General features: G+C 68.9%; 18 protein-coding genes. 6 read left to right on the forward strand and 12 right to left on the reverse strand.

From position 1 onward, the window contains the following. Window positions 1–20 precede the first annotated feature (20 nt). The 4 genes from EVS83_RS02340 to EVS83_RS02355 are packed head-to-tail and all read right to left on the reverse strand — an operon-like array spanning window position 21 to window position 2,382. On the reverse strand, window positions 21–320 hold the full coding sequence (locus EVS83_RS02340) for a hypothetical protein (protein ID WP_133499203.1): 300 nt from the start codon (window positions 318–320) through the stop codon (window positions 21–23). Continuing rightward, window positions 317–697: a hypothetical protein gene (locus tag EVS83_RS02345; RefSeq protein ID WP_133499205.1), complete on the reverse strand. Its 381-nt coding sequence runs from the start codon at window positions 695–697 to the stop codon at window positions 317–319. Before EVS83_RS02345 ends, EVS83_RS02340 begins: the two co-directional genes overlap by 4 nt. Then, on the reverse strand, window positions 694–1,929 hold the full coding sequence (locus EVS83_RS02350; RefSeq protein WP_133499207.1) for an NRAMP family divalent metal transporter: 1,236 nt from the start codon (window positions 1,927–1,929) through the stop codon (window positions 694–696). Before EVS83_RS02350 ends, EVS83_RS02345 begins: the two co-directional genes overlap by 4 nt. A 3-nt stretch (window positions 1,930–1,932) precedes the next feature. Continuing rightward, the gene (locus EVS83_RS02355) at window positions 1,933–2,382 is read right to left on the reverse strand and encodes a hypothetical protein (protein WP_133499209.1); all 450 of its coding nucleotides are present in this window, start codon (window positions 2,380–2,382) and stop codon (window positions 1,933–1,935) included. A 113-nt stretch (window positions 2,383–2,495) separates the two neighbouring features. On the opposite strand from EVS83_RS02355, the gene EVS83_RS02360 reads away from it, so the two are divergent. Continuing rightward, window positions 2,496–3,392: a 5'-nucleotidase, lipoprotein e(P4) family gene (locus EVS83_RS02360; protein ID WP_133499211.1), complete on the forward strand. Its 897-nt coding sequence runs from the start codon at window positions 2,496–2,498 to the stop codon at window positions 3,390–3,392. 77 nt (window positions 3,393–3,469) lie between these two features. Here the strand turns inward: EVS83_RS02360 and EVS83_RS02365 are convergent, their stop codons facing one another. Continuing rightward, window positions 3,470–3,745: a KGG domain-containing protein gene (locus tag EVS83_RS02365; protein WP_133499213.1), complete on the reverse strand. Its 276-nt coding sequence runs from the start codon at window positions 3,743–3,745 to the stop codon at window positions 3,470–3,472. A gap of 238 nt (window positions 3,746–3,983) precedes the next feature. Between EVS83_RS02365 and EVS83_RS02370 the strand changes: the two genes are divergently transcribed. The 3 genes from EVS83_RS02370 (at window position 3,984) to EVS83_RS02380 (ending at window position 7,432) form a co-directional block, all read left to right on the forward strand. Beyond that, on the forward strand, window positions 3,984–4,580 hold the full coding sequence (locus EVS83_RS02370) for a YdeI/OmpD-associated family protein (RefSeq protein WP_133499215.1): 597 nt from the start codon (window positions 3,984–3,986) through the stop codon (window positions 4,578–4,580). A 205-nt stretch (window positions 4,581–4,785) separates the two neighbouring features. Next, window positions 4,786–6,396, forward strand: coding sequence for a diguanylate cyclase domain-containing protein (locus EVS83_RS02375; RefSeq protein ID WP_133499217.1), 1,611 nt, complete (start codon window positions 4,786–4,788; stop codon window positions 6,394–6,396). 55 nt (window positions 6,397–6,451) lie between these two features. Continuing rightward, window positions 6,452–7,432: an NAD(P)H-quinone oxidoreductase gene (locus EVS83_RS02380; protein WP_208108668.1), complete on the forward strand. Its 981-nt coding sequence runs from the start codon at window positions 6,452–6,454 to the stop codon at window positions 7,430–7,432. 2 nt (window positions 7,433–7,434) lie between these two features. Here the strand turns inward: EVS83_RS02380 and EVS83_RS02385 are convergent, their stop codons facing one another. The 3 genes from EVS83_RS02385 to EVS83_RS02395 form a co-directional block, all read right to left on the reverse strand. Beyond that, window positions 7,435–8,232: an MOSC domain-containing protein gene (locus tag EVS83_RS02385; RefSeq protein WP_133499219.1), complete on the reverse strand. Its 798-nt coding sequence runs from the start codon at window positions 8,230–8,232 to the stop codon at window positions 7,435–7,437. A 38-nt stretch (window positions 8,233–8,270) separates the two neighbouring features. After that, window positions 8,271–9,530, reverse strand: coding sequence for a PilT/PilU family type 4a pilus ATPase (locus tag EVS83_RS02390; protein ID WP_133499221.1), 1,260 nt, complete (start codon window positions 9,528–9,530; stop codon window positions 8,271–8,273). Window positions 9,531–9,642: 112 nt separating this feature from the next. After that, on the reverse strand, window positions 9,643–9,909 hold the full coding sequence (locus EVS83_RS02395; RefSeq protein WP_133499223.1) for a DUF3297 family protein: 267 nt from the start codon (window positions 9,907–9,909) through the stop codon (window positions 9,643–9,645). A gap of 94 nt (window positions 9,910–10,003) precedes the next feature. On the opposite strand from EVS83_RS02395, the gene EVS83_RS02400 reads away from it, so the two are divergent. Both EVS83_RS02400 and EVS83_RS02405 read left to right on the forward strand, forming a co-directional pair. Beyond that, entirely contained in the window at window positions 10,004–10,435 is a 432-nt protein-coding gene (locus EVS83_RS02400; protein ID WP_133499225.1) for a hypothetical protein, read from the forward strand. A gap of 190 nt (window positions 10,436–10,625) precedes the next feature. Next, window positions 10,626–10,832, forward strand: a complete 207-nt coding sequence (locus EVS83_RS02405; protein ID WP_027083876.1) for a cold-shock protein — start codon at window positions 10,626–10,628, stop codon at window positions 10,830–10,832. A 75-nt stretch (window positions 10,833–10,907) separates the two neighbouring features. Here EVS83_RS02405 and EVS83_RS02410 read toward each other — a convergent pair whose 3' ends face one another. The 4 genes from EVS83_RS02410 to EVS83_RS02425 form a co-directional block, all read right to left on the reverse strand. Further along, window positions 10,908–11,960: a sensor domain-containing diguanylate cyclase gene (locus EVS83_RS02410; RefSeq protein ID WP_133499227.1), complete on the reverse strand. Its 1,053-nt coding sequence runs from the start codon at window positions 11,958–11,960 to the stop codon at window positions 10,908–10,910. A 106-nt stretch (window positions 11,961–12,066) separates the two neighbouring features. Further along, entirely contained in the window at window positions 12,067–13,800 is a 1,734-nt protein-coding gene (locus tag EVS83_RS02415) for a sensor domain-containing protein (protein WP_166636766.1), read from the reverse strand. Between the two features lie 191 nt (window positions 13,801–13,991). Then, entirely contained in the window at window positions 13,992–14,603 is a 612-nt protein-coding gene (locus tag EVS83_RS02420) for a PAS domain-containing protein (RefSeq protein WP_133499231.1), read from the reverse strand. Between the two features lie 72 nt (window positions 14,604–14,675). Next, window positions 14,676–15,152: a DUF3247 family protein gene (locus tag EVS83_RS02425; RefSeq protein WP_133499233.1), complete on the reverse strand. Its 477-nt coding sequence runs from the start codon at window positions 15,150–15,152 to the stop codon at window positions 14,676–14,678. Between the last annotated feature and the right edge of the window lies 1 nt (window position 15,153).

The raw sequence follows: 15,153 nt of genomic DNA on the forward strand, positions 1-15,153 counted from the left end.
CCGCTCTCGCGGCGGGCCGCTCAGATCCGCTTGTAGTCGTCTTTCGTACCGCGCACGACGAGCCCGCGTTCGTCGTGCGCGATCACCGCATCCCACGGCACGACGAGCGCATCGGGTTCCTGCCAGCCGAGCCGCTCGAACAGGCCGAGCCGCCCACACAGCAGCACGTCGACGCCGCGGTCCTCCCACGTCGGTTCCGTTTCCGCGGCGCCGTTGCTGCGGATCTCGAACACGTGCCCGAGCCGGCTGCCGTCTTCCGCACGCACGCGCACGCGCTCGAGGTGCGTGAGACGGTTCAGCGCGAGGCGTTGCGTCGTCATGCACCACCCCGTTCGCTGCCGGGAATCTTGCCGAGTTTGAGGCCGAGCTTGCGGTCGACGGTCGCGAGTCCGTACTGCGCGCGACGGCACTTCAGGCGAATGTGTTCGCCCACGCTCGATACTTCCGACCACGGCACCCGCACGCAGCGCGTCCCGACGATGTGCGGCAGCCAGCGCGCGAACATCGCCGGCAACCGCGGCATGAATGCGCCCGGCCCGATCAATAACGCGGTGATGCGCAGCGGTTCGCCGACGCCGCCTTCGATCTCGATGTCGTCCACCGAACCGCACATCCAGTCGTCGGCGTCGATCACCGCGTGGTCGAGCACCTGGCGGAACACGTCGATGTACGGCTCGCGCTCGAGTCCGTGCTTCATGCCTGGCCTCCATGCGTCATGACCAGGAGCGGGATGGCGGCGACGGCCGCGACACACACGATCACGAAGAACGCCCAGCCCAGCGTGTTGGACAGCCAGCCGTTGCGGTAGACGCCCATCGTGTCGGGATCGCGCGAGATCGCCATCATCGGGAAATAGGTGAGCGGCAGGATCACCACCGAGAAGACGATCGAATACTCGACCACCTGGATCGGATCGACGCCGGTCAGCACGATCGCCGTCGCGGCGACGAACACCACCAGCCACGCGAGCGCGAACCGCGGTGCGCCGCGTGCGGTGCGGTACTTGCCCCAGGTCCAGCCGAAGAACTGCGCGATGTTGTAGGCCGACGACATCGCCGTCTCGATGCCCGCGCCGGCAAACGCGAAGAACATGCCGCCGACCGCCAGCCACAACCCGGCGCGACCGAGCACGCTCGCCGCACCGAACGCCGCGGTGCCGGGCAACGACGGGTCGATGTGCGCATCGCCGAAATACATCTTGCCCATGATCAGCAGCGACGCCGACAGCAGCGAGCCGAGCGCGAAGCCCACGATCACGATGAAGCGGTTGAGCCGGATGTAGCGCGGCGTCCAGTGATCCTCAACCACGCCCGACGCATAGAAGTACGTCTCGTACGGCAGCATCACCGAACTGAAGAGCGATACGGCGTAGTAGGCGTAGAGCAGTTTGCGATCGGGCGGCAGTGACGGGATGTTCGGCACCAGCCCCTGCGCGACCTGCGACCAGTCCGGATGCAGCTTCCACGCGGCGACGAGGAACACGGTCATCATCAGGCCGAACAGGCCGAACACGCGTTCGATGGTTTCGAACTTCAGGAACCACACGACGAGCACGAGGAACGCGAACGCGAGCAGCAGCAACGGCCGGTACGGCCAACCTGAGAGCAGGTTCCACACCAGCGCGATCGCGCCGATCTCCGCGGCGGTGGTGAGCAGGCAGACCAGCGTCGCCGACACCAGCGTGAGCAGGCCGAGGCGGATGCCCGCGCGTTCGCGGATCACGTTGAACACGCCTTGCCCGCGCACCGCGGCGATGCGCCCCGCGATCTCGCCGTAGACCATGATGCCGACGGTGCCGAGCGCGACGATCCACAGCAGCGAATAGCTGAACTTGCTGCCGGCGTTGAGCATGAAGGTGAGTTCGCCGATCTCGACGAAGCCGCCCATCGCGGTCAGCACGCCGAGGAAGAGCTCGAGGAACATCGCCATCGTTCAGTCGCCCGGCTTGATGCGATGGTCGAGCGCATCGAGCGACGCGGCGAGCGCGGCGAAGTTCGACGGCGTGGACGACGCCGGATCGCGCACCAGCCGATCCAGCCGCGCCTGCAGCGACTCGGCCAGCGACAGCGCCTCGCGCCGCATCGGCTCGCGGCTGGCGACGGCGGGCTTCGCGGCGAGCTTGTCGTGCGTCCGCTCGACCGCATGGCCGAGCTGCTGCGCGTGGTGGCGCACGAATGCAGGGGCGAGATGGTCGTCCGTGGCCTGCTCGAGCAGCAGCTGCGCTTCCGCCGCGTTCGAATGCAGTTCGCCGACCGGGATCGACAGCGTGTCGGCGTCGAACGGTCGGTGCAGGCGCACGACCAGCACCGCGACGATCGCCGCGACGCTGCCAATCAGCGCGATGGCCTGCGCCCACGCGAGGCGACGGGACGTGTTGTGCACCGGCGGGTCCTCCTGCGCGCCGACGGTAGGCAAGCGGCAGTGAAGGCAGCGGTAGGGCACGGCGCCACGGCCGGTCGCCGCTAGACTGTCGGCCCGCGTTTCCGGTCGACCCCATGCGCCTTTCGCTTGCCCCGCTGTGCCTCGCCCTCGTCCTCGCCGGCTGCCAACGCGAGGCCGTCCGCGCCGATGCGCCCACGGCCGATACACCGGTCGCGGCGCCTGCGCCTGCCGCCACCGTCCCCGCCGACGACAACCTCAACGCCGTGCTGTGGATGCAGACGGCCGTGGAGTACCGCGCCAATTCGCTGCAGACCTACCGCGCCGCGATCGCGCAGCTCGACCGCGCGCTCAAGGACAAGAGCTGGGACGCGCTGGATCCCGTCGAGCGCGGCAATCCCGCGCGCGGCCTGCCGCCGGCGGTGATCTTCGACGTCGACGAGACGGTGCTCGACAACTCGCCGTACCAGGCGCGCCTCGTGCAGTCGGGTGGCGAATACAACGAAGCGCTGTGGGCGGCGTGGGTGAACGAGCGCAAGGCGACGGCGATCCCGGGCGTGCTCGAGTTCGCGAAGGCCGCGCAGGCGCGCGGCGTCGAGTTGTTCTTCATCTCCAACCGTGCGGTCGACCTCAAGCCCGCGACGATCGACAACCTGCGCAGCGTTGGCCTGAACGTGAAGGACGATGCGTTCCTCGGCCTCGGCACCGTCGTGCCCGAGTGCGAACAGGACGGCAGCGACAAGAACTGCCGTCGCCAGCTCATCGGCCGCAAGTACCGCGTGCTGATGCAGTTCGGCGACCAGCTCGGCGATTTCGTGCAGGTCGCACCGAACACGCCCGGCAACCGCGACGCGATCTACGACGCGCACCGCGACTGGTTCGGCCAGCGCTGGTGGGTGCTGTCGAATCCGAGCTACGGTTCTTGGGAGCCGGCGCTGTTCGACAACAACTACCGGGCGCCGCGCGACGCACGTCGTGCCGCCAAGCGCGAGGCGCTGCGCGTCGCGCACTGACCGACGCGACTGTCGCGCAACGAAAAGACAGCGCAGGTGCGAGCCTGCGCTGTCTTCGTTTGGACCGGCGTTATCGCTTAGCGGCTGCCGCCGCGACCGCCCTGGTTCCCGCCCTGATTGCCGCCGCCGTGGCTGGCTTCGCCGCCCTTGCGGCCCGCCTCGCGCGCTTCCTGCGACGTGAATTCATGCGCATTGCCGCTGCGATGCGCGGCCTTGCCGCCTTCCGACGCGATCTCGCGCTGCTGCTCGCGATCCATCGATGCGAAGCCACGACCGCTACCCTGGTTGTTGTTACCACCCTGGTTGCCGCCGCGGTTGCCACCCTGATTGTTGTCGCCCTGGTTGTTCGCCATCGTTCGACTCCTCTCCACACGTAGTGATAGGTGATGCATTGCGGGCGTTTCGATGCCCGCGTGCAGTGTTGGCGTCGCGACGTAAGTTCCACGGCATCCGCATGTCGACGACGGTTAACGCCGTTCACGACTGCGAGCTGTTACGCGCGCACGTGTCGCAGCGCGCGATGCAATCGGCCTGGATGAATGCGACGATGCGTTCGCCCGCTCCAGCGACGAGCGCGACGAGATCGCAACGATGACGACCACGGATCCGCGCGTAGACGCGTATATCGCGAACGCCGCGGCGTTCGCGCGGCCACTTCTCGAACGCCTGCGTCGCGACGTGCACGCCGCCTGCGCGGATCTCGATGAATCGATCCGCTGGGGCCGACCCGTGTTCATGCATCGCGGTCGACTCATCGCCGGTATGGCCGCGTTCAAACAACACGCGAGCTTCGGCTACTGGCGCGCGAGCGAAGTCACCGGCGACGCGCGCAACGACGGCATGGGCCAGTTCGGTCGCCTGAAGACACTCGACGACCTGCCGTCGCCGGCCGACATCGCGGAACAGGTACGACGCGCCGTCGAGCTGGTCGATACCGATGCGCCGCGGCCCGCCAAACCGCGTACCGCGCGGCCGCCGCTGGAGATGCCGGATGTGATGCGCATCGCACTCGACGCGCATCCCGCCGCCAAGGCCACCTTCGAGGCATTCCCGCCGAGCCAGCGGCGCGACTACGTGGAGTGGATCGTCGAGGCCAAGCGCGACGACACCCGAGAGCGTCGGCTCGCACAGGCGCTGGAATGGCTGGCCGAGGGCAAGCCGCGCAACTGGAAGCACATGGGCCGCTGAAGGCGGCCGCAGGCCGGCCGTTAAGGAACAGGGCGACCCAGCGGTCGTCGCACGGGTCGTCGGGCCCGTGGTCGTTTTTGCGGGGCCTGCCGATGCGTGAGCACACGACGTCGGCCGCGGTGGCATCGCCGGCCGGCGCTCCAGCGGAGTCCACCACGCGCGCGTGCGCGTGGGTGTCCGCGCGTGCGCATTCGCGGGGGTGCGGATGAGTCGCGCATCGCTGCGCCGCCAGCTCGCGGCCGGCGTGATGCTCGTGCAGGCGGTGCTGATGACCGCATTCGTCGCGCATGCGGTGTGGCGTCAGCAGTCGTCGCTGCGCGAGGCGGAGGCCCGCCACGTCCATCAGCTCACGACCCGCGCGGCGACACGCATCGCACCCGCGCTCGAGCGTGGAGACCACGCTGCCGTCGACGCCGCGGCACGCGACCTCGTCGACGATGCTGGCCTTGCCGCGCTCGACGTCGTCGATCGCAGCGGACGCGTGGTCTGGCATCGCGGCAAGCTGCGCACGACGACCGCGGTGCCGCTGCGTATCGACGCGCACGACGCCGGCGTCCTGCGCGTCGCTGCGGATCCCGTCCCAATCGACCAGGCGCTACGCGAAACCGTGCGCGACGGCCTGCTGTTCGCGCTCGCCGGCGTCGCGCTCGGCGCGTTGCTGGCGATCGGTCTCGCGCACATGGTGACGCGGCGCCTGTACCGCCTGCTCGACGTCGCCGACGCCGTGCGCGAAGGCCGCCACGACATGCGCGCACCGCCCAGCCGCGTGCACGAGGTCGGCCGTCTCGTCGATTCATTCAACGCGATGCTCGACGCGCTCGCCGAACGCAAGCAGGCGCTCGCGCGCATCAACGAGGAACTCGAAGCGCGCGTCGAGGAACGCACCGCGGAACTCGCGGAGAGCGCGGCGAACCATCGCGCCATCCTCGAGCAGGCGAACGACGCCTTCATCATGCTCGACGAGGACGGTCGCGTCGTCGAATGGAACCGCGCGGCGCGCACGATCTTCGGCTGGTCGCGCAGCCAGGCGTACGGGCGCCTGTTTTCCGAACTGCTGATGCCCGACGACCAGCGCGACGCGTTCGACGCCGACCTGCGCGGCTTCCTCGCGACCGGCGAAACGCAATGGATCGGCCGGCGCGTCGAGATGCAGGCGCGCACACGCGATGGCCGCGAGATTCCGGCGGAAGTGTCGATGCGTTCGCGCTGGCGCGGCGACCGTCGCTATTTCGACGCGTTCCTGCGCGACATCACCGAGCGCAAGCAGCTCGAGATTTCGCTCGCGATGCAGGCGCTGCACGATTCGCTCACCGGCCTGCCGAACCGTCGCCTGCTGCTGGAATCCCTGCCGCGCGCGATGCAGCGCGCCGACCGCAACGGCACCGCGCTCGGCGTGTACTTCATCGACCTCGACGGCTTCAAGCAGGTCAACGACACCTACGGCCACGACGCCGGCGACGACCTGCTGCGCGAGTTCGCCTGCCGCATCCGCGATTCGGTGCGCGCGGTCGACATGGTCGCGCGCCTCGCGGGCGACGAGTTCGTGGTCGTCGCCGAAGCGTTCGCGGAACCGATGCCGAACGCGGCGGTGGTCGCCGGCAAGCTGCTGCACGTCGCCAACACGCCGTACCTCGTCGGCGATGCGCCGCGTCGCATGTCGTCGAGCGTGGGCGTTGCGATCTACCTGCCACGCAGCGGCATCGATGCGTCGGCGCTGCTCGCGCGTGCGGACCAGGCGATGTACGCGTCCAAGCGCAGCGGCAAGGGACGCGCGACCGTGTGGGAATCCGGGCTCGCACCCGTCGCCGCGCACTGACGCCGAGACGCCCGCGACTGCGCTACGGTGCCGCGTCCCCGAACGCGAGCCGCGCATGAGCCTGCCCGCCACCATGACCGCCATCGCCGTGCGCGACGGCGCCGGCCCCGCCGACGCGCTGCACGCGGTGATCGCCGACCGCCCCGAACCCGGCCCGGGCCAACTGCTCGTGCGCGTGCGCGCTGCGGGCGTGAACCGGCCCGACATCCTGCAACGCGAAGGCCGCTACCCGCCGCCGTCTGGTGCGCCGTCGACGCTCGGCCTGGAAATCGCCGGCGAAGTGGTGCGCGGTGCAGGTCGATGGAAGGAAGGCGATCGCGTCTGCGCGCTGCTCGGCGGTGGCGGATACGCCGAATACGCGGTGGTCGACGCACGCCATGCGCTGCCGATCCCGGGCGACCTCGATTTCGTGCACGCCGCCGCCATTCCGGAAACCGCATTCACCGTCTACGCCAACGTGTTCGAACACGGCGCATTGAAGCCGGCTGAGACGCTGCTGGTGCACGGCGCGACGTCGGGCATCGGCGTGATGGCGATCCGCATGGCGAAGGCCGCGGGTGCGCGCGTGATCGCCACCGCGCGCGGCGCGGACAAGGCCGCCGCGGCGCGCGAAGTGGGTGCGGACGTCGCGGTCGACACCACGAACGAGGATTTCGGTGCGATCGCGAAGGCGCACGGCGGCATCGATGTCGCGCTCGACATGGTCGGCGCGCCGTATTTCGCGAAGACGCTGGACGCGCTGAATACCGGCGGCCGGATCGTCTACATCGCCTCGCAGGGCGGCGACATGCTCGAGGTGCCGGTCTGGGCGCTGATGCGCAAGCGCGCAGTGCTCACCGGTTCGACGCTGCGGCCGCGCGACGCCGACGAGAAGGCACGCCTGGCCGGCGAAGTCGAACGCGTGGTCTGGCCGTGGATCGAATCAGGCCGCGTGCGCGTCGTCGTCGATCGCACCTTTCCGCTCGCCGAAGCGGCACAGGCGCATGCGTGGCTGGAGTCGGGCCGGCATACCGGCAAGATCGTGCTGGTGACGTAGCTTCAGTCGAGCACGACCACCGCGTCGCCGCGCGCGATGCGGCCCGCGCGGCGTGGAATGAGGTTCATGCCGAACGTCACGCCCTTCGGCGTGCGCCGATACGTCAACAGTGTGCGCAGCGGTTCGCCGGCGGGATCGCGCGTCATCGTCGCCGGATCGATCGTGGTGAACACGCAGCGCGTGCAGGCTTTCACCGCATCGAATTCGACGTCGCCGACGCGCACGCGCCGCCAGCCGTCTTCTGCGTTCGGTGCCGTGCCCGCGACGACGATGTTCGGCCGGAACCGCGCCATTGGCACGGGCGACGCGAGCCGCGAATTGAGCTCGTCCAGCGCCGACTGCGTGATGACGAGCAGCGGGTAGCCGTCGGCGAAACTCACTTCGTCGTCCGGTTGCCCGTATGTCGTGTCGACGGGTCGATGCACCGTGGCGTCCATGTGCACGAGGCGCGCGGTCAGGCCGAGGTACTGCGTCAGCCATGTCGCGGCGGCATCGCCGGCGTCGATGGCGAGTACGGTGTCGTCCCAGATGACGACCTCGCGGCGTGGGGCACTGCTGGCCGGTGCGTCGACGTGCAATCCCGGCATCCCGTTCGCACTCAGCGCGATGCCGTGTCCGTTGGGCAGGGCGCGAATGCCGACCAGATGCGGATGCTGGCGCGCCGTGAGGAACCGTCCGTTCGCATCGACCGCCATCCAGCGTCGATCCCCGATCGGGCCGCGTGACGTGACGTCGAGCGTTTCGGCATCGAGCGGTGCGCACGACTTCAGCGGATACAGGTGCAGCGAGGCGACATGCATCGGGCGGCTCCGGTCGGGCCGCCATTATCACCGCGCGATCAGGCCGGGCGCGCCTGCTTCTCGCGCTGCAGGCGTTCGAGTTCGAGCTGCTCGCGCTTTTCCTGCTGTTTGCGAAGCTCTTCGCGACGGATCGCTTCGGCCTCGTCCGCGCTCGGCGCCGCATGCAGGGACAGCGACAACGCGGCGGCGTTCGCCGGTTCGCCACGACGGCTCTTGAGCTTGATGTTCAAGCGCAGTTCGTTGGCCGAGTCGGCATTGCGGATCGCTTCGTCGTAGCTGATCACGCCGTCGTTGTAGAGCTCGAACAGCGCCCAGTCGAACGTGCGCATGCCCAGCTCGCGGGACTTGTTCATGATGCCCTTGAGCTCGTTGAACTCGCCCTTGAAGATCTTCTCGGCGATGGTCGGCGTGTTGATCAGGATCTCGATCGCCGCCGCGCGACCCTTGCCGTCCTCCGTGCGCACCAGACGCTGCGACACGATGGCGCGCAGGTTGGCCGAAAGATCCATCAGCAGCTGCGTGCGGCGTTCTTCCGGGAAGAAGTTGATGATGCGCTCCATCGTCTGCGACGCGCTGTTGGCGTGCAGGGTGGAGAGGCAGAGATGACCCGTCTCGGCGAACGCGATCGCGTGCTCCATCGTCTCGGCATCGCGGATCTCGCCGATCAGGATCACGTCCGGTGCCTGGCGCAGCGTGTTCTTCAGCGCGTGGTGCCAGGAATGCGTATCGACGCCGACCTCGCGATGCGTCACCAGCGACTTCTGCGAGCTGTGCGCGTACTCGACCGGATCCTCGACCGTGATGATGTGGCCGGCGGTGGTGCGGTTGCGGTGGTCGAGCATCGCCGCGAGCGACGTCGACTTGCCCGAACCGGTGCCGCCGACGAGCAGGATCAGGCCGCGCTTGGCGAGCACGAGCTCCTTGAGCACGTCGGGCAGGCGCAGCTTCTCGAAGTTCGGGATTTCCGCGGCGATCGTGCGCAGCACCATGCCGACGTGGCCCTGCTGCACGAACACGTTGACGCGGAAGCGCGACACGCCGGGCACGGCGATCGCGAAGTTGCATTCGAATTCGGTCGCGAACTCCGCGCGCTGCTTGTCGTTCATCAGCGCGTTCGCGAGCTTCGCGGTGACGGCGCCGGTGAGCTTCTGTGGGCTCAGCGGCGTCATCTGGCCGTGCGCCTTCATGCTCGGCGGGAAATCGTGCGCGATGAACAGGTCCGAGCCGCCGGCGTTCGCCATGGCGGCCAGGAGCTTGTGCATGTAATCGCGGGCCTGGTCGTCGGTGAGCTGGGTCATGCGCGGCGATCGGGGGAGACCACCGCGATAACGGCCGCGTCCGCGATCGATGAACGCCCTGAACCGTGCGCGCCGTGGCGATCCGGAGATCGCGACGGCGGTGATGCGTGCGTCAGCCGGCGTCGGATTCGGCGGCGGCGTCCGGCAGCAACAGGAACGGTTCGACGGTGCCGCGCAGCTTGAGCGTCATCGGCTGGCCCCGGCGGTCCTTGGCGCGACCTGCGGCGACGCGGATCCAGCCCTCGCTGACGCAGTACTCCTCGACGTCCATGCGCTCACGGCCATTGAAGCGGATGCCGATTCCGCGCTCGAGCAGGGCGGCGTCGTGGAAGGGGCTGCGCGGATCGGTCGCGAGTCGGTCGGGAAGCGTGTCGGTCATGGTCGTCGGGGCGGCGGAGCGGGGCGGCATTATCGCAGCCGACCGTGACCTCCCGCCCGTGTGCGACGCCGGTCACGGCCGCTAGCCTTCGCGCATGACCGACCGTCCGCCGTACACCCTGCGCGTCGAGCCGCGCGACCGCTATCTCTATGTTCATGTCGACGGGCCGGAGGACACGCTCGAGGTTTCGGTCGCCTACTGGACCGAAATCGAGGCCGAGTGCCGCGCCCGTGGCGTCCGCCGGCTGCTGGTGGTCGAAGCGCTGCAGGGCAACGCGGTGCCGGCGGAGATGGCGCAGGTCGTCGACGCCCTGATCGCCATGGGTTTCAGGGACATGCGCGTGGCTTACGTGGACGCCACCGAGGACGCGGGCCTGCTGGTCGCGGCCGAGAGCCGGGCCATGAATGCGGGTCTGGTCGGCCGGGTCTTCCGGTCCGAAGCCGAGGCGGAGCGTTGGCTGCTTGCCGACCCCGAGCTGGTCGAACCGTCGGGTCCGCCCGCCGCGGCGCGCCTGCCGGTCACCTGAAGAAGCGACAGACGGACATTGCAATTCCCCGGGACAGGCTCTACGGTAGCCCCGCTGCTCCAGGGGTCACCGTGACCTGTGACCCGATGCTGTTGATCGATGATCCGCTCCATCGTTGCTAGATCACTCCTTGTGAACAGCGCTACCGCCGCTCCGTGCGGCACTCACTAATTGTTCTAAGGAGTTACACATGTCCCGTGAAGTCGGCACTGTGAAGTGGTTCAACGACGCCAAGGGCTTCGGTTTCATCAGCCGCGAGAATGGCGAAGACGTCTTCGTGCATTTCCGCGCGATCCAGACCCAGGGCTTCAAGTCGCTGAAGGAAGGCCAGAAGGTTTCCTTCACCGTGACGCAGGGCCAGAAGGGCCTGCAGGCCGAGGCTGTCCAGCCGGAGTAATCCGCGGACCCTAGGTCTCACGATTGGAAAAGCCCGGCTTCGGCCGGGCTTTTCTTTTGCGCGGCGCTTCGGGCTTCAGCGCACTTCGACGCGCGCACCACCCGCGCCACGTGCCTGCGCCAACGCATGCTCGGCGCACTCGAGCGCATCCGCAGCGCGTTCTCCAGCCTCGACCGTCGCGAGCCCGATGCTCAGCGTCACCGGCACGCCGGAGGCCGGATTGCCGGCGAGATCCGACAACCGCACGCACTGCGCGATCGCCTGCGACAACGGCAGCGGCATCAACAAGGCGAACCCGTCGCCAACGCGCGCGACGCGCCCTTCGGTGACGTCGCCGGCCAGAAGCAGTGCCGCGAGTTCGCGCAGGACGCGATCGGTTTCAGCCTGGCCGTGGATGTCCTTGAACGTATCGAGTTCGTCGATCTCGATGCGCGCGACCTGCACTTCGCCGTCGCCCGTACGCGCGACGATCTCGGCGTCCAGCGCCTCAGCGAACGCGGCAGGGCCCGGCAGGCGAGTGAGCGGGTCGACGATGCCGGTGGGCGCGGCCTGCGGCGCGTGCGTCTGCAGCAGCGCTTCGTGGCGAACGAGCTGCGACGCGAACCATTCGCGCTCGCGCAGGTGCAGCTTGAGCAGCCGGCTCGCGCGGCGCAGCTCGATCATGCGGGCGACCTGGCGGGCGAGCGCCTGCAGCACTTCGACCTGTTGCTGCGTCAGCGTGCGCGGTTCGCGGTCGAGCACGCAGACCGTGCCGACGGGCATGCCGGAGGCTTCGATCGGCGCACCCGCGTAGAAGCGGTAACCGTTTTCGGTCACCAGCGGGTTGTCGGAAAAGCGCGGATCGGCCGCAGCGTCCTCGACCAGGAGCGGGTCGTCGGGATCGAGGATGGCGTGCGCGCAAAAGGAGATTTCGCGCGGCGTCTCCGTGTCGTCGATGCCGACGCGCGCCTTGAACCACTGGCGATCGGCGTCGACCAGCGAGATCGTCGCCGTGGGCGCGCGGCACACCGTGGCGGCGATGCGCACGATGTCGTCGTAGTCGTCTTCCGGCGGCGTGTCGAGGATGCCGAGCGCTTCGAGCAGCGCCTGGCGGGACATTTCGTTGGCGGGGAGGGCTGCGGCGGGCATGGCGCGCTCAGGTGCGGACGTGGCGCCAGCTTAGCGATACGTCCGTCACACCGCAGCCGGGGGAATCCCCTCAAATCGCGTGCAAAACGGTGATGCAGTTCGCGTTTCAGTGCGCCGCGTCGTCCGCCTGCACCGCATTGCCACCGGCGTGCTTGGCGGCGTACATGCGGCGGTCGGCATGGGCGATGAGGTCATCCGCCGCGACCGTGCCATCGGGCTGGATAACGACGCCGACGCTCGCGGACACCGTCACCTGCGCGCTGCCGATGTCGATGGGCGCGGCGAGTGCATCGCGCACCTTTTCGGCGACGCGGCGCGCATGCGTTTCGGCGTCGCGCACGTTCTCCAGCACGATGACGAATTCGTCGCCGCCGAGGCGCGCCACGATGTCGGTCTTGCGCACCGCACCGACCAGCCGGCGCGCGCATTCGCGCAGCAGTTCGTCGCCGGCGTCATGACCGAGCGTGTCGTTGACGTGCTTGAAGCGGTCGAGATCCACGAACATCACCACGGTCGCGCCGTCGTGGCGCGTGCTGCGGTCGATCGAGCGCGGCAGGCGTTCCATCAGCCCGCGTCGATTCGGCAGGCCCGTCAATGCATCCTGTCGCGCCTGGCCTTCGAGCACCGCCATCAGCCGTTCGAGTTCGAGCGTGCGCTCGGCGACCTTGGCCTCGAGTTCCTCGTGCGCGCGCTGCAGCGCTTCGACCGCCGCTTCGCGCTCGGTGACGTCCTGCACCAGCGAGAAGATCGAACTGACGCGACCGTTCGCATCGAACAGCGCCGAGTCGAACCATTCGCAGGTCCGCACGCGGCCGTCGCGCGCGATCATGCGCACCGTGTGGACATGGCGCGAGAGTTCGCGCGACGCGAGCCGCGCCATCGCTTCATCGACGCGTGCGACGTCGTCCGGATGCAGCATCGGCAGCGTGGAGGGCGCGTGGCCGACGATCTCGTCCTCGTGCCAGCCGAACATCTCGCGCGCGCGGTGCGACCACTGCGCGACGTTCAACTGGCGATCCCATTCGATCGTGGCGAGCGGCGAGTTGTCCGCATGCAGCTGCAGGCGGGCCAGCGCACGATCGAGTTCGTGCGTGCGCTGCGCGATGCGCTTTTCGAGTTCATCGCGATGGCGCAGCAGCGAATCGCGGGCGCGCACCTGGTCGGTGACGTCGCGAGCCGAGCAGTACAGGCGCGTCGCGTCGAACTCGCGGATGTTCCATTCGATCCAGCGATAGCCGCCGTAGCGCGAACGCAGGCGGCCACGGAAGCTCGCGTCGGCGGTGCCGGAGCGCACGTCGGCGAGCTGCGTGAGCACGCGGTCGCGATCGTCGTCGTGCACGAACTCGGTGACGCGATGGCCCTCGACGTCGCGCGCCGGCCAACCGAGCGTCGTCTCCCACGCCGGGTTCACTTCGAGCAGGCGGTCGCGCGCGTCGATGAAGGCGAGCAGGTCGGGCGTCAGCGCGAAGAACGCGTCGCGCTCGGCTTTCGCGTGCGCTTCGGTGGAGCGATCGTCGACGTGGACGACGAAGCCCGCGTCACGCCCTTCGGCGTCGATGGCGCGGACGAGATCGAAGACGAGGCGGCGCGTCGGATGCTCGGGCTGCAGGCGCAGCGTGGTGCGGCGTCCGGCGAGCAGGTCGTCCAGCGCGCCGGCCTGCGTGCTTCCGGCGAGGCTGCGCAGCGACGGCAGGGCGTCGCCGCCGAGCATGGCGTGCAGCGCGGCGTTCGCATGGAGCCAGCGCCCATCGCCATCGATGGCGCCCACGCCGAACGGTGCGTCGGCGAAGGTCGCTTCGAAGGCGGCATCGAGGGGGCGGTCGAGCAGTGCGCTATTCATCAGGACGATTGCTGCGCGGCAACACGCGGAAGCGTCGCACACGCGCATGAGTCGCACGCGGCCGGGCCGCGAAGCGCGCGAAAAGCGCCTCGATGTCGTTCGACGTGCATGGTCAGCCGGCGTGATTCCCGGGCACGTTCGCCCGGCCGGCGCTCAGGGTGGAGCGCCCGGCGTCCAAGATCAAGCATGGGTCAGTCCGCGTCGACCTCGAGGTTGAGCACGCGGTCGACCAGGCGGGTGATGTGGCGAAGCTGGTCGTCGATCGCCGGGGCGTCCGGTTCGCGGTCCTGGCGACGCAGCGGTGTGAGGCTGGCGCGGATCTCGCAGGCCAGCGCCACCAGTTGCTCGCCCTGTGCGCGCACGCGATCGCGCTCGGCCTGCGCGGCGCGATGCTGTTCGGTGATGTCGACCATCAGGTCGAGTCCGCCGACGACATCGCCGTTCGCGTCGAGCAACGGGCTCGCATAGCAGAGCGCGTGCCGACGGCTGCCATCGGGACGTTCGAACTGCACGCGGCGTCCGTGATGCGGCACGCCGTCGCTTACGGCGCGCGCGAGTGGTGAGGCGTTGTGCGGGATCGGTCGGCCGTCTTCGTCGAACATCTGCATGGCGCCGCTCCAGCGCGGGCCGCAGCCGTCGTCGTCAGGTTGGCAGCCCCACAGCGCCACCGCCTTGGCCGTGCAATGCGTGATGCGGCCGCGCGCGTCGCAGACGCATGCGCCAGCGGGCAGCAGGTCGAGCATCGGCTGCAGGTGCACGAGTGCACTCTGGGCCGCGCCGGATCCGCCCGCCTGCATCAACATCCCACGCCCTCCACGCCACAAGGGGCGCGAGGATTTGCGCGTTTCCGTGAAGCAGGCGTCAACGTTCCCTGTTCATTGCGTTGCTGACTGGGGACCGTTCGTCGTCGCGTTTCCGAGCGTGCGAACGGCCGCTTCGGCACGGGCGATATGGCGGATCGACACGATCTGGTCGAGGAACAGATCGACCCAGCGCGCATCTTCAGGATGCTCGAGCGCGGACTGTTCGAGGCGCACCGTACCGTTGGTGCCTTCGACGCCGTCGGGGTCGAAGAACTGCATGGTCATCGGTCGCGCGGCGACGATGCCGGTGAACACGCGGCCGTCGGGGAGGGTGAGCTGGACATGCTCGTCGTTCGGCAACTCGAAGATCATGGCCTGCATGCGATCGATGTCGGCCTGGGCGGTGTAGACGCGGGGGGCGATGCGCATGTCGCGGTCTCCTGGTTGCCGCCATGCTCGTGGGCGGCGCGCCAAACCCCGGTGAACGAAGCGGCTTTCACACGGACGAGAACGGCCGCTGCGCAGCATCAGCGGCAGGAGGCCCTCCATG

It is taken from the genome of Cognatilysobacter terrigena (assembly GCF_004361065.1).
GTDB lineage: Bacteria > Pseudomonadota > Gammaproteobacteria > Xanthomonadales > Xanthomonadaceae > Cognatilysobacter > Cognatilysobacter terrigena.

Excerpts from the sequence above, each read along its gene's own strand:
- EVS83_RS02340 (WP_133499203.1), bottom strand. The coding sequence starts at position 320 with ATGACGACGCAACGCCTCGCGCTGAACCGTCTCACGCACCTCGAGCGC.
- EVS83_RS02345 (WP_133499205.1), bottom strand. The coding sequence starts at position 697 with ATGAAGCACGGACTCGAGCGCGAGCCGTACATCGACGTGTTCCGCCAG.
- EVS83_RS02350 (WP_133499207.1), bottom strand. The coding sequence starts at position 1,929 with ATGGCGATGTTCCTCGAGCTCTTCCTCGGCGTGCTGACCGCGATGGGC.
- EVS83_RS02360 (WP_133499211.1), top strand. The coding sequence starts at position 2,496 with ATGCGCCTTTCGCTTGCCCCGCTGTGCCTCGCCCTCGTCCTCGCCGGC.
- EVS83_RS02365 (WP_133499213.1), bottom strand. The coding sequence starts at position 3,745 with ATGGCGAACAACCAGGGCGACAACAATCAGGGTGGCAACCGCGGCGGC.
- EVS83_RS02370 (WP_133499215.1), top strand. The coding sequence starts at position 3,984 with ATGACGACCACGGATCCGCGCGTAGACGCGTATATCGCGAACGCCGCG.
- EVS83_RS02375 (WP_133499217.1), top strand. The coding sequence starts at position 4,786 with ATGAGTCGCGCATCGCTGCGCCGCCAGCTCGCGGCCGGCGTGATGCTC.
- EVS83_RS02380 (WP_208108668.1), top strand. The coding sequence starts at position 6,452 with ATGAGCCTGCCCGCCACCATGACCGCCATCGCCGTGCGCGACGGCGCC.
- EVS83_RS02385 (WP_133499219.1), bottom strand. The coding sequence starts at position 8,232 with ATGCATGTCGCCTCGCTGCACCTGTATCCGCTGAAGTCGTGCGCACCG.
- EVS83_RS02390 (WP_133499221.1), bottom strand. The coding sequence starts at position 9,530 with ATGACCCAGCTCACCGACGACCAGGCCCGCGATTACATGCACAAGCTC.
- EVS83_RS02395 (WP_133499223.1), bottom strand. The coding sequence starts at position 9,909 with ATGACCGACACGCTTCCCGACCGACTCGCGACCGATCCGCGCAGCCCC.
- EVS83_RS02400 (WP_133499225.1), top strand. The coding sequence starts at position 10,004 with ATGACCGACCGTCCGCCGTACACCCTGCGCGTCGAGCCGCGCGACCGC.
- EVS83_RS02405 (WP_027083876.1), top strand. The coding sequence starts at position 10,626 with ATGTCCCGTGAAGTCGGCACTGTGAAGTGGTTCAACGACGCCAAGGGC.
- EVS83_RS02410 (WP_133499227.1), bottom strand. The coding sequence starts at position 11,960 with ATGCCCGCCGCAGCCCTCCCCGCCAACGAAATGTCCCGCCAGGCGCTG.
- EVS83_RS02415 (WP_166636766.1), bottom strand. The coding sequence starts at position 13,800 with ATGAATAGCGCACTGCTCGACCGCCCCCTCGATGCCGCCTTCGAAGCG.
- EVS83_RS02420 (WP_133499231.1), bottom strand. The coding sequence starts at position 14,603 with ATGTTGATGCAGGCGGGCGGATCCGGCGCGGCCCAGAGTGCACTCGTG.
- EVS83_RS02425 (WP_133499233.1), bottom strand. The coding sequence starts at position 15,152 with ATGGAGGGCCTCCTGCCGCTGATGCTGCGCAGCGGCCGTTCTCGTCCG.